Consider the following 12,607-nt stretch of genomic DNA (forward strand, 5'->3'; position numbering starts at 1 on the left):
GAGAGCCTCATGGTTTGAGCAGGGATTGAACCAGGTGATCCAGGGAAAGAATGCTGATCAGGCGTCTGTTTTCAGCGCGGATCAGGCCGGCGATCATGTCGTTTTGCACGCCGAGCAATGATTCGACGCCCCAGTCGATGCGGTCCTGGGCGACACGGTGCATTGTCGAGACCGCCTGGATTTGCAGCCCGACCTGCAGGCCTGCGTGACGGCAGACGATGACGAACTTGTCCTCGCCTTCGGGAAGTCTGAGCAGCAAGCGCAGGGAAATCAGGGGCGTCACTCTGCCTCGCAGATTGACCACGCCGGAGAGAAAAGGCGGAGCTGACGGAAGTTTGGTCGCCTCCACGGCCCGAATGACTTCCTGCACCACCTCGATGGGTAGCGCATAATCCTGGTCCGCCAGCCGGAAGCCGATCAGCTGCAGGATGGCCTGTTCCCGCAGACTCTGCATGGGCGGAGCGACGGTGGTGGATTGCACGGCGCCGGGAGTCGCCGGTTCCGGGCCTGGAGAGGGGGCGACAGCGGCTGGGCCGGTCATGATCTGTTCCGGATCAACGGCCTTGATTGCAGGGCCTTGAACCCGGGCCGGATCGTCAATGCCGAGGTATTTGTTCAAGAAGGCCAGTTCAGCGGCCGTGGGCTCCGTGGAGTCCGCCGCACCGCCGCTTCCGGCTTCGGACAGCAACGGCTGGTCCATGAAGTACTGTTCAAGCGTTTTCATTTGTTTTTCAGCTCCCGGGCCAGTTGTCTGTAGCCTTGCGCTCCCCGCGAGGATGGCGCGATTTCAAGAATGGTCTTGCCCATTCCACTGGCTTCCCGAAATTTTGTATCCATCGGGATCACCGTCTCGAACACCTTGCCGGCGGCTTTTTGCCGCAACAGGCGCAGAACACGCTGGCAGGCTCCGGCCCGGCGATCGTACATCGTGGGCAGGATCATGAACTCGATGGGTTTGGGCAGGGCCTTGTTCAGGGTCTTCATGGTGGCGAAAATCAGGCGCACCCCATGTAGGGCAAGAAAATCCGTCTGCATGGGAATGATCACCAGATCGGACGCCACAAGCGCGTTGACCAGCAATATGCCGACATGGGGCGGGCAGTCCAGGATCACATGGTCATAGCGGGGCCGCAGCAGTTCGATGGACTGCTTGAGGATGACCCCTTTGCCCGGCCTGTCCCGGAGATCCATCTCCAGCTCCGAAAGCCGAATATGGCTCGGCGCGCAGTCGAAACCCACGGACGCAACCGGGGAAAGGAGCTTGTCCAGGATGGCGGCGCGGTTCTCTTTGCGTTGTTCCAGAAACAGGTCGTACAGCGTGACGCGCTCTTCCTCCGGATAGAACCCGAGGTGGATGCTCGCGCAGGCATGGGGATCGAGATCCATGACCAGGACCCGCCGCCCCATTTCCGCCAGGCAGGCCCCCAGGCTCAAGGCCGTTGTGGTCTTGCCCACGCCGCCTTTCTGGTTGGCCACCGCCAGGATCATTGGATTCACGTCGCGTCCTGCTGATTGCGCAGTTCCTTGAGGATCAAGTTCTTCAGGGCCTGCCAGTCATCCTCGTAAATGTCGAGAAATTTCAATCCCAGGAGATGGTCGCTCCCGAATCCGCCACTCTCCACCCGGACAACTTCGGCCACAGCAGTCAGGTGCTGGTCCGCATCGCTTTCGAACACCTTGAAAAAGCCGGGATGGAATTTGTTCAGGCTGGGAATGAAGATGGTGACCTGGAGTTTCTCTCCGATATCAAATCGTCGTGAGCAGTGGACGAGCAAGCCGCCCTCGCTGATGTCCACGCTGTGCACTTCATAGGATTGCTGGGCACGAAGGGGAAAGGCAAACGCCTTGATTTTGACTTCAAACGGTTTGGCCAGTCGGTCGTGGGCGCGTTTTTCCAGTTCGTTTTGCATGAGAATTCCATGGGTGATTTAAGCATCTTTGAAATAGACGATGCTGCCGGTGTGATATGTGGGCTTGAGCGTTCGGGATATGTGGTGCAGCGATTCGGAGTGGCCGATGAACAGGGCGCCGCCTGGAACAAGGTTGTCGTAGAATTTGCCGATAACTCTTTTTTTCATGATATCGTCAAAATAGATGATCACATTGCGGCAAAAGATGATTTCGGACCGGGGTACCATTTTGACCTGGGCGCGGTCATTCAGGTTGAGCTGTCCGAAGGTGATCAGTTTTTTCAAGTTCTGGCAGACCTTGTAGCGACCGGCTTCCTCGACGAAATACCTGGCAATGATTTCCTTGGGGGTGCTTCGAAGCGAATAATCGGAATAGACGCCTTGCCGGGCCGTGCGCAATACCGCCTCGGACAGGTCGTTGGCGGTGATGCGGATGTTCCAGGACCCAATCTCCGATTTCAGGACTTCATGAATGATGATCGCCAGGGTATAGGGTTCCTCCCCGGTGGAGCAGCCCGCGGACCAGATATTCAGGTTGCGTCTGCCGGATTGCCGGAGACCGTTCAGGATGCGGGGCAGGACGATGTCCTGAAAAACCTTGAGCTGCGGCGGGTTGCGGTAAAAGCTTGTCTCGTTGGTCGTGATGACCTCGAACAGCCGAGGAAGTTCCTGTCGTCGCCCGCTGTCGTACTTCAGGTAGTAGAGGTATTCGCCGACATCTTTCAGATTCAGGGTCTTGATGCGGTTGAAAAGGCGGTTCTGGAGCAGGTACTTTCTGTTGTCGGGAATGAATATGCCGCACTGGGCATAAATGAAGTCCCGCATCTGTTGAAACTCGGAATCCTTCACGGCTGTATTCACTGCTCCGCTCATTGGCCAAACTGCTCCTCTTCGCGTTCCTGCAGCATGATGACGGCTTCTTCCGCGACGGCGACGAGTTCGTGGTCATCGGAGCCGAGCAGGGCGAGCAAGGTCTGAAAGGCTGCCTGGCCTCCGATCCGGCCCAGAGCCTCGATGACCTTGATGGAAAGAATCGTGTTTTGTTCCTGCAGCAATGCAATCAGGTCAGGCACGGCGTCCAGCACCCGGCGACCGGCCAGTGCTTCGACGGCGCGCACCCGGACCCAGTCGTCGCTGTCGAGCAGGGCCAACTTCAGGATGGGCACCACGTCGACCACCTCGCAGACACAGACGCCCAGCAGGGTGACCAGGGTCAGGCGGACTTCCCGGTCCTCGTCATGAAGGCGCTGTGAAACAAGAGCGAAGATGTCCTCCGTCAGGCCGCACAACTTGATGCCTGCCTCCAGGGCGGCCTTGCGTACGGCAGTGGATTCATCTTCCAGGGCAGTGCGGATCAGGTCCAGGTGGCTGTCGCATCCCAGGCTGCCAAGGCCAAGAATGGCCATGGCGCGCTTGGACGGGTCCGGCGAGGAAAACATCTGCTGAAATTTCTCAAGCAGCGATTCATGGTCCAGGGCAATGCAGCATTCCAGGGCCACCTCGCGCACGTCGGGATAGGGATGATCCAGCAGGGCGAAGATCCTGACCGCGGTCTGGGCCGGGTCCTGGCTCTTGCCGTTGGGACCGCTTAAAAAGCGCATGGCCTGCTTCAACACATGACCGTCGTTGTGCTTGTCCAGCAGCGAGGTGAAAAAAGCGAAGGCTTCCTCGCCGGCCACGCGCAGCAGGGCGTCGACTAGGTCGCGCTGCACATCCCGGTTGTGCTTCCAGAAAACGTCCATCAGCAGCCGGCTGGACTCCGGTCCGGGCAGGCGGCGCAGCGTCTTGACAGTCAGGGAGAGGGACGCCGGATCGTCGCCCAGGATGGTCTGGCGCAGCGGCTCCATGGCCTTGATTTCAGCCAGGGCCGCGGCGATTTTCTCGAGACGATCCAGGTCGGCATCCGAATCCGGATCCAGCTTCGCCGCCAGTGTAATGATCGGAAGCGCAGCCTCCTCGACGCGCAACGATGCCAGCCCCGAGATGGCCGCATCCTGGATTTCCACGTCCTCGTCGCTGAGCGCTGAAAGCAGGTATATTCGGAAGTTGGCCTGTTCCAGAGCCGGAAGCAGGGACAAGGTCCGGCCGCCCATGATCTGGACCACGGCCTTGACAACCTTGTTGCGCAGTGCTTGCGGCGATTCTTCCAGGCGTTTGAGAAGAAGAGGAACGGATTTGAGGTTGCCCATTTCACCCAGGGCGTCGACGATCATGGAGGCCACCAAATCGGTGGAATGGGGCATGGCCTTGATCAGGGCGTCAATGGAGGAGTCGTCCCGGATTTTCAGCAAGGCTTCGATTACCGAGAACTGGACCCATTCTTCGTCGTTCATGGCTTGATTCAGGCAGTGAGCGGCTTCGGCAAAGCCCAGCGCACCCAAACTGACGGCAGCCTGATACCGAACATTGACATCCGTGTCGTGCAGCAAGGCTCGACACAAATGGGGCACCGCAAGGATGTTTTTCGTGGAGCCGAGTATGTCGGAGGCGAAGATGCGAATGTCCACGTCTTCATCGTCAAGCAGGGAAAAGATGGTATTGATGTCCTGGTCGCTGATTTCACGAAGGATATCCATGGCCAGATTGCGCACCTGGGCATCCTCGATCCGCAGCAAGGGACAAAGACCTTGCACTGCTTCGTATCCGCCCAGCTGGCGCAAGGCCAGGTCCGCGGCTTCCTGTACGCCGAGGTTCGGACTCTGCAAAAAGGATATCAGAAGCGGTACCGCTTCTGAACAACCATAATCCCCGGCATCTTGAGCCGCCTCACGCAACACTTCCGGATCGTTGGACCGAAATTGCTGGATAATCTGGACACAATCCGACATGGCAGTCTCTTGAGCAAGTTGTAGGGTGAGCCAAGTTGTATCACAAGGAGCAAAAGTGACGAGAATCCTGTTCCGCATTCATATTCCGGCACTGTTCTCGGCACTGTTCTCTGCTCGGCTTTCTTAAAGCATTATGCAACGTTTGTCGTCAAGTTTTCGCCGGCTGTGAAAAGTCTGTCTCGACGGTGTGAGGCAAATACCTCCCGCAACCGATCCGCAAACCCGCGTGGATTCTCAGGCTCAAAAAAAAATCCCAATGTGCTTGACAAAATGCCGTCTAATTCAATACAAACACCTCTTTCGCGCCCGTAGCTCAGCTGGATAGAGTGCCGGACTACGAATCCGTAGGTCGCACGTTCGAATCGTGCCGGGCGCACCAAGAAAATCAAGGGTTTACAGGAAACTGTAAGCCCTTTTTTCTTGTCCTCGGTGTTACTGGTGGTTGTTTGGCCACCAGTTGGCCACCAGTTTTCAGCCACTGCTTTTCCCTTCCGTATGCAGCAAGTTTAGGATTTGCATGGCTTCATGGACAATCGCAAAATATTCATCCTGATCCATGGCCATGATCGCGGCCCGGAATACTTGGCCCATTTCATCCGTCAGTGTCCAAGCGCCGGAATGATCGCGGTCAGCATCAGCCCGCAATGAAAATGATATTGCCCGTAGTAAGTCATCTTTCGAAAACATTTCTGTTTCTCCTGGTGGTCCGTAAGTTCGCCGCGCCGGTTCCCTCCCCTGTGGTAACACGTTCTACTTGAAAGCATGATTCGTGCCCACAGGTGGTGGGTGTTACGGCTTTGATTCGTGTTGTCTCAAATTATTCAATTAAATTGCTTTGGCATGTTTCATGCTTTGCTGATCGGTGTCCATTGAATGCTATTCCTGAAAATTGATAGGTAGCACTCAAGCCAGGTTCCCGGCACCAAAAAAAAGCCGCCCCCGTTGAAAATGGAAGCGGCTTGAATGGTGGCTAAATGGTGGCCGTTTTACTTCTCCGGGAAAATCTCCTGCTTGGATACAGGCAATCCCAAGGATTCCCGCAATTCCGGCCCGTAGGTTTTCGGGAAGGTTTCGGTCAAAAGCGAATCCAGCCGGGAAAGATTATGTTTGAAACAGGTGTGAATGTCCTTCACGCCCTCCACAGCCGCGACAAGTTGCGGGTGATTCCTGGCCGTTCTCTCGTATCGCACAAGCTCCACGGCTTCCGGTTCCACAAGGCCCAAGATACTGTGGGCATTCTCGAAAGCCCGTACAAGATTCACGTCGCCCTTTTCACTGGCTTGTCGGTAGGTGGAAAGCCGGTCGCCCTGTTTCATCGTCATCAGCTTTTGACGGATCATTGTTTGTTCAAGTGCATCCGTGATCTTTTCGGCATCCGTTCTCGGCCCGCCATAAGCGGAAGCGGCCACGGCATCCATCAACTTGCCCTCGTGAACCAATCTGGATGAAAAAACGGTTGTCTGAGCATCAAGAGCCGCCTTCACTTTGTCCTTGAAACTTTCGATCAGCTCTTGCAACTTCCGGGCTTTTCCCTTGTCGGAAAGGTCGGCATCCGTTCTGATCTTCGTTGCTTCACGTTGGGCTTTCTCCACGATCTCCAAGTTTTCCCGCGCCGTATCCTTCAGCCATGCCAGTTCGTTTTCCAGGCCCAGCCCGGACAAGTCGCCCCGTGGTGCTTCGATGAATCCATAATTCAACAACTTGAATTCATTACGCAAAACGCGGATTTCCTCAGCCGTCATTTCACTTACTTCTTTCCGTTCCATAGGTCATTACCTCTTTTGGTTAAAATGTTGTTTCGTCGGTTTCGATCCAGCCGCGCCATGAAAAAAGCGCCTTCAACTCGTCGGGATCGTCCTTTTCAGCCGGTAAAAATTCCATTTCCATTTCCACAGGTGGTGGTGATCGGCTTCGATCTTCCTTCCTTCGCTCTGTGACAATGGCCCGGATCAGTTCAAGTCGATCCCTGGTCATATTGATGAAACATGCGAAACGGTTGTGGTCCGCTTCTGCCTCAAACATCCGTATCTTAAGCAATCCGCGCCGTGATCCGGTCCCCTGGTGTCAACGTCATCGCTCTTTCGTGGATCGCGTGCCAAATATGGCAGGGTAGCCCACAGATATTCACAGTTTCGCGCAATATACAGGCCCGGAACATCCAGCTTGCCAGCGTCGGCCATTAAGCGCCGCAATCGATCCCAGCCAGCAACTCTTGATCCCTTCTTGGCTTCAGTGAAATAAACGCCATGCCGCCGAAACTCGTTCCCGATACTGACTGAAACAGAATCACTTCTGGAAATGCCGGTCTTGCTGAATACCGCATCATCAGCCACGCCTTGCGGTAATACTTCCCAACTCGCGCACATTTCCTTGATCCGGTCGGCCAGAATATCCACAGTGTAGCCCATGCCTTTTTCCAATGATCCCGGCTGATTAGTTGCGTATTCATCCAAAACAAGGATTGATCCTTTCGGGTAAAATTTCCCGTCCGGCCCGTTGCGTCCATCAGATTCAACCATCAGCAACGTAACGCTTGGCGCACTCGTTCCCCAATCGTGAGAAATATATGGATCTCCCCAGCGGCTTGATTTGTTCCTGAAATAGCCGGTCGATACGTCGGGAATTTTCGCCCATGGCTCGATCAAATTATGATCCCCCAGGCAGGAAGCGAAGAAAGCGCCCCGTGCTATGCTCCAATCACCATCAGTCCAGGCCCGCAGCAATTCAGGATCGAAAGGGCAAGAGGCTTTCAAGTTCTTCAAGTATTCGCCCTGATCAATGCCGGTGTTGTCCCGGTAGGTGCTTGGTGCATGAACGAACATGCGGCCCGATTGTGGTTCCTCGAATGGTTCCCAGGGTGACGCCTTGAAAACGTAGCGCTTGCTGATCCAGGCATGGCCCACGCCGCCAGGGTTCGCCGCAAGGATGAAACGTGGCTGGATTCCCGATGGTGCCCGAAGGTTGGAACGAAGCCGGTCAAGCAAGTCGGGTTCCGAATACTGGCCCGCCTCATCAACAATGATCAGGTTGAAGGATCGGCCCTGGTACTTCACATAGTCGGCTTCACTCTCCAACTGGCCAAGTTCAAGATATGATCCCGTAGGAAGTCGCCACAGGTGTTCCTGTGTGTTGTAACGCGCCGCCGTGCCGTATATCGCCCCGAAGATTTCCCGGAGTAGGCTTTCAAAGTCGGCAATGCCCTTGTAACTCTTACGAAGGTACAGAATGCGTGCCCCTTCCCGGTGCTGCTCGGCATGGCGCAAGATCAGCAATGCCAGGGCAAAGGATTTGCCGCCGCCCCTGCCACCAAGCAAAGCAAGATCGAAGGTTTCCGGGATCGCCAGGACTCGTTGCTGAAATGGTGTGGGCTTCAGTTCATCCATCGTGATCCCCTCCATCAAGCGCCAGGGTGTTGACCGTGATCCCCGGCTTGTACTGATCAGCAGGAAGGGCAGCGGGCAATGTGACGGCTATCTGTACCCGTTGATCTGTTTGCGGTGCTTGGCCTTCCTGGTATCCGTGTTTGGCCTTCAGTAAAAAAATGCAGGGCACGGCTTGCCCTTTTTCGGCTTGTTGCCGTAATTGGGACACAAGGAAGTGTTCCTCTTCAGCCAGCCCGCGCCGCCATGCTTCCTTGACTTCCGGGTAGTCCTTCAGCCAGCGTTGCCATACCGGGTAGGTGATCGGGATCGCCCGGCATATTCCATATTGCCCGTGACCTTCAGCGGCCATTTTTTCGATAAGTGCAATGTCATCTTCACTCGGTTCCCGTGTCTTGTCGCAACGCCATGCCGTGTTCCTTTGCCCAGGTAGCCAGCGCCCACGTTCATCCCGTACACGGTCAGTGGTGGCCACTTCCCCAGGCTTGAAGGGCATTTTCTCTTTCGTATCGCCTCGGCCCATTTCAGCTTTCCCCCTTTGATATTGCGTTGTCGTATTCATTGCATGTTGTGCTGATCAGGTTGTATTGCTCTTGAAGATTCAATGTTATGCAACGCATCAGGTAGCTTATTGCGTATGAATCCCGAACAACGCGCTTGCGGTCCAATGGTTCAGCTTTGCCGCCGATGTTTTGAAGATCGTCATTCAATGCTTGATCGTTGATGTTCTTGGCCAAGTATTCAATGGCATGTATGCAGTCAGCAATGTCAATTTCCACATCGTTAAATTGTGACCTTGCAGCTTCCCACTTGTCGTTCCGGCCCTGGTTGGTCATCGTTTCCATTCTGAATCCCCTTTGTCTGTTTTGTGATTGCTGATAGTTGCTTTTCCAACTCTTGCTGATATTTCCACAGTAGGGCATGCGTTGCGTACTCGCCGCCGTTCCTGTTCCCCGCGAAAATGAAATTGACGCCATACTTGACCATGAATGCAAAGCATGATTGCAGCGCCGCCTGTGGCTTCATTTGTGACTTGTAACGGCCACGCGCCACATCTTCCAAAGCAGCTTCCACGACTACCGCTTTCAGTTGGTACGGTCGAAGCCGGTGCAATTCTCGTTTGAAACGGTCGCGGTCATGGCATAGGCAATTGATCAGATCATTCAATTCCTTCCGTTCAACGGCCACGATATGTTCCAGGCCCGGTAAACTGTAGTCGCCCGATTCCAGCGCCGCCCGGTGGACAGTGACGCCCGGAAAACGGTCAAAGTTATACCCAAGCTGTTCCCGGCTATCTCGCAGGATGATCATTGCCGCGCCCCCTGGTGGCCGTTGCTGGTTGTCGGTCGCTTGCCCATGCGATACGGAAACAAAGCGCATTCCCTGACTTGGCATTCCCTGACTTCCAAGGTGGAGTGACACGAACAATCCAAACACTTCGCCCGGATCGCCTTGATAGGTGTTCGATGTTTCGCCGGTTTTTCGGTGCCGGTGGTGGCTTTCTGGTGGTTCATTTTGTGACCTCGTTATTTTGTTCTTCGTAAGTGTTGAATATATTGCTTGTTTCTGCTTCAGACCTTTTGATTAACTATCAAACACTTTCCGCTTTTGCCCGCATAATATCCACAGTAGGTGAATGATTCCGGGCTTTTATCGAAACTGGCTTTTGTAAGTGCATCCTAGCCGGGAAATGACACGTTTTTTAGAATAATCGTGTCGGTCTTTTGTACGGGATATTGTACGTTTCCACAGGGGTTCCATTCCAATCTTTCCCGGTTGTCCCGGTTAGGACCATTTTCCCTAAACTTCCCTATATAGAAAAATCAAAATTCATTACTTAGGAAAGTTACAGAAAAAAGCTCTAACTGGGACAACTGGGACAACTTATTGAAAGCCGTTGTCAAAATGTTTCCTCTCGATCAGATTGCAGGGCAAGACCATAATAGATTTTACGTTCATCCTTGTGGAAACGCTTGCCCATATATCGCCCGAATGCCGTTGCGGTCATTGGTCGCGTGTTGCCCTCCACGGCCCATTCCTTGTACCTGTGATAGAGTGCCCCGGCTTTGACTGAGAATTGTTGCCCGGTGAAACAGCAATCTTCAATGAAGTGCCCAATTAGGTCTTCATCCTTGATATACTGTTCAGTTGCGGCTTTGACGGCTTCCGGTTCGGGTAGTCCGTTGCGTTGATAGTCAAGGCAGCCCTGGATCATCCAATTCAGGATGCCGGGTGCCTCGGCCTTGCACTGGTCGGCTATGTCGGCAATCTTCAAGCGTTCATGTGGTTGTTGCGGATCGTCCACGAATGACAGAACGAAAGGAATGTTTTTGACACGTTTCCAGAATGCGTAATCGTCAACGGGTGCATGTGGTCGATGGTTGGTCAAAAGGAAGATCAGTTGGGATTGCTCGAATTCGATATTGCGCCGCCCGTATGGTGGCCGTGCCGTGAGTGATCCCCCGCCGGAAAGCATCTTGGCCATGCCCGAATCAAAGCGCCGGCCATCGCTCGTTTCAGTTGCGAAAGCCAAGCGAAGCCCACGAAGCCGCATAATATCCGCGCTTGGTCCCTGGCTGGATCGTCGTCCAAACTTCCCGGAATCCAGCAGCAGTTCAGCCGCAATAGTCCCGGCAAGGTGGTTGCCCAGGACGTGGGCAATGATGGAAAGCAAGGTGTCTTTCCCGTTGCGGCCCTGACCATGCAGGATGATCAAAAATTGCTTGTAGGTGGATTGCCCTATCAAAGCCGCGCCAAATACTCTTTGGACAAAACGCACAAGCTCCGGGTCATCCTCGAACACTGTGGAAATGAAATTTTCGAATGTCGGACAAGTAGCGCCGGGATCGTAGGCAGTAGGGCAGGGTGACTTGATCATGTCATCCGGTTGCCCTGGTCGGATTGCGCCGGTCTTCAGGTCGATGATCCCGGCAGGTGTTGCTAGTAACCACGGGTGACCGTCCCATTCATCGCCGGTGATCCCCAGGCTACCCGGTCCCACGGCTGAAAACTTGCATACCTGTTCACGGAAATGCAGGTGGTTCAAGGAATGGACAGCTTGAGCCACGGCCTTTCGTTGCTTTTCCAAACTGGCAAGCTGTGTTTTGAGATTTTCTTTGGTGGTGGGATCGTCGTTTTGGCGTTGCTCGTTCCCATTCAAAACAATTTGCCCGTCAAGGTCAGCCTCGGCACGTTTCAGGATCGCTTGAACGTCATCCAGGGCTTTGATCGGGGTGCCGATAACTTCAGCCTCCCAGAAATGATCTTTGAATTGATACCAGTTGCCGGAAGCGTGATCGAAGCAGAAAACCCCACGGTTCAAGGTGATGAACATTTCCGCAGCGCCTTTTTGCCCGGTCAAAGCCGCCTTGATTGCGTCCTCAAGGGTAATGCGGTGCATGGCCATCAATTCAGCCGCGCCGGTGGCCCTGGTCGGCTTTCGTTCTCCGGTGCCGGTCCATCGGTCGGTAACTTTGGCCAGGGCTTCCCGGATCGTCAGGCTACCATAAGTGCCTTCCCCCCGTGGCTGATCCCACTTGTGACGGTAGCGCCCTGAATTCCTGACAATCTCATCAATGATCGCTTCCGCTTGATTGTCGGGAATATGCCCACAGTGGAAAGCCAGGATGTTGCATGCAGCTTGATCAGCAGCGCTTGTGTCGTCGTTATGGCCAGCATCATTTCCTTGGAGTAGCGCTTGAAGTTTCGGCCCTTGCTTGGATCGCATAGCCCGCGCCATGACAATTTCAGCGGTAACGGTCGAATCAGTGGCCCGCGCTTCATCTTCCCCACTGTGGACACTACCCGCGCCGTTCGTGCTGAAAAATTGCTGATAGAGTGAATCAAGCTCGGCTTGCCGGTCGTGGATCGTGTCGCGGCCCTCGAAGATGTTTCCAGTGATCGCCACATATCGCCCTTGATCATAGATTTCGATTTCGCCGCCATGGTCGTTGATCTTGCGCTTGCAGGATGTTCCAGGCTTGCGGCCACGGATCAGGATGTGCAAGCCACGCCCTGACAAGGAAACTTCAGTGTAAGCGGCCATGTTTTCCACGATAGCCCGCGCCCATGGTTCCAGGGTGCCGGAAGCATCAAAACAGCCGTCAAGGTCGATGAAGCAATAAGGATCGTTGCTAGTCACATTGAAGCCAGGGCAAACAAGCGGCCCGGTCAGTTCGCCCATCTCCTGATCAACGTGTGTGTGATCGGTGCCGTTCCACTCATCAAGAAATTCTCGCGTTTCATCGAAGGTGGCCCAGGTTGCCGGGTTGCCGGTGCTTGCGCCTTGACCACTGTGGACGTTGATCGGTGGTTTCCTTGGTTTGGCGTGTGGCTTCGCCGGATTCGGTGCAACTTTCGCGGCTACCCATTGCCGAAACGTCTTGGTTTCGCCAGGGATCGCGGCATATCGTGCTTGTTGCTCGAATATATCGGGAATTTCTATTGTTGACATAGACTTTTCTTTGTGTCAGGGTTTGCTTGCATCTGG

General features: G+C 54.6%; 12 protein-coding genes and 1 tRNA gene. 1 reads left to right on the plus strand and 12 read right to left on the minus strand.

Annotated features, from left to right (window positions below):
* Nucleotides 1-7: 7 nt before the first annotated feature.
* From ACYQ15_RS21375 to ACYQ15_RS21395, 5 genes are read right to left on the minus strand one after another with little or no spacing between them, the layout of a single operon-like run.
* Nucleotides 8-724 carry a chemotaxis protein CheW gene (locus tag ACYQ15_RS21375; RefSeq protein WP_459939490.1) on the minus strand — a complete coding sequence of 239 codons (717 nt, stop codon included), beginning with the start codon at nt 722-724 and terminating at the stop codon, nt 8-10.
* Nucleotides 721-1,488, minus strand: a complete 768-nt coding sequence (locus ACYQ15_RS21380) for a ParA family protein (protein ID WP_459939631.1) — start codon at nt 1,486-1,488, stop codon at nt 721-723. The genes ACYQ15_RS21375 and ACYQ15_RS21380 overlap by 4 nt, the downstream gene beginning before the upstream one ends.
* Before the next feature lie 5 nt (nt 1,489-1,493).
* On the minus strand, nt 1,494-1,910 hold the full coding sequence (locus tag ACYQ15_RS21385; RefSeq protein WP_459939491.1) for a PilZ domain-containing protein: 417 nt from the start codon (nt 1,908-1,910) through the stop codon (nt 1,494-1,496).
* 18 nt (nt 1,911-1,928) lie between these two features.
* Nucleotides 1,929-2,783, minus strand: coding sequence for a CheR family methyltransferase (locus ACYQ15_RS21390; RefSeq protein ID WP_459939492.1), 855 nt, complete (start codon nt 2,781-2,783; stop codon nt 1,929-1,931).
* Complete coding sequence (locus tag ACYQ15_RS21395; protein WP_459939493.1) at nt 2,780-4,738, minus strand: HEAT repeat domain-containing protein; 1,959 nt, start codon at nt 4,736-4,738, stop codon at nt 2,780-2,782. The genes ACYQ15_RS21390 and ACYQ15_RS21395 overlap by 4 nt, the downstream gene beginning before the upstream one ends.
* 302 nt (nt 4,739-5,040) lie before the next feature.
* Here ACYQ15_RS21395 and ACYQ15_RS21400 point away from each other — a divergent pair.
* Nucleotides 5,041-5,117, plus strand: a tRNA-Arg gene (locus tag ACYQ15_RS21400).
* Between the two features lie 92 nt (nt 5,118-5,209).
* Here the strand turns inward: ACYQ15_RS21400 and ACYQ15_RS21405 are convergent.
* The 7 genes from ACYQ15_RS21405 to ACYQ15_RS21435 all read right to left on the minus strand — a co-directional run bounded on the left by ACYQ15_RS21405 (nt 5,210) and on the right by ACYQ15_RS21435 (nt 12,571).
* Entirely contained in the window at nt 5,210-5,425 is a 216-nt protein-coding gene (locus ACYQ15_RS21405; RefSeq protein ID WP_459939494.1) for a hypothetical protein, read from the minus strand.
* A 299-nt stretch (nt 5,426-5,724) separates the two neighbouring features.
* The gene (locus ACYQ15_RS21410) at nt 5,725-6,504 is read right to left on the minus strand and encodes a hypothetical protein (protein WP_459939495.1); all 780 of its coding nucleotides are present in this window, start codon (nt 6,502-6,504) and stop codon (nt 5,725-5,727) included.
* Nucleotides 6,505-6,708: 204 nt separating this feature from the next.
* Nucleotides 6,709-8,136 carry a phage terminase large subunit gene (locus ACYQ15_RS21415; RefSeq protein ID WP_459939496.1) on the minus strand — a complete coding sequence of 476 codons (1,428 nt, stop codon included), beginning with the start codon at nt 8,134-8,136 and terminating at the stop codon, nt 6,709-6,711.
* Complete coding sequence (locus ACYQ15_RS21420) at nt 8,114-8,614, minus strand: hypothetical protein (RefSeq protein WP_459939497.1); 501 nt, start codon at nt 8,612-8,614, stop codon at nt 8,114-8,116. The genes ACYQ15_RS21415 and ACYQ15_RS21420 overlap by 23 nt, the downstream gene beginning before the upstream one ends.
* Nucleotides 8,615-8,642: 28 nt before the next feature.
* Complete coding sequence (locus ACYQ15_RS21425) at nt 8,643-8,963, minus strand: hypothetical protein (RefSeq protein WP_459939498.1); 321 nt, start codon at nt 8,961-8,963, stop codon at nt 8,643-8,645.
* Entirely contained in the window at nt 8,902-9,513 is a 612-nt protein-coding gene (locus ACYQ15_RS21430) for an ERCC4 domain-containing protein (protein ID WP_459939499.1), read from the minus strand. The genes ACYQ15_RS21425 and ACYQ15_RS21430 overlap by 62 nt, the downstream gene beginning before the upstream one ends.
* 505 nt (nt 9,514-10,018) lie before the next feature.
* Nucleotides 10,019-12,571: a phage/plasmid primase, P4 family gene (locus ACYQ15_RS21435; protein ID WP_459939500.1), complete on the minus strand. Its 2,553-nt coding sequence runs from the start codon at nt 12,569-12,571 to the stop codon at nt 10,019-10,021.
* Nucleotides 12,572-12,607: the final 36 nt, after the last annotated feature.

Source organism: Desulfonatronum parangueonense, from assembly GCF_054656975.1.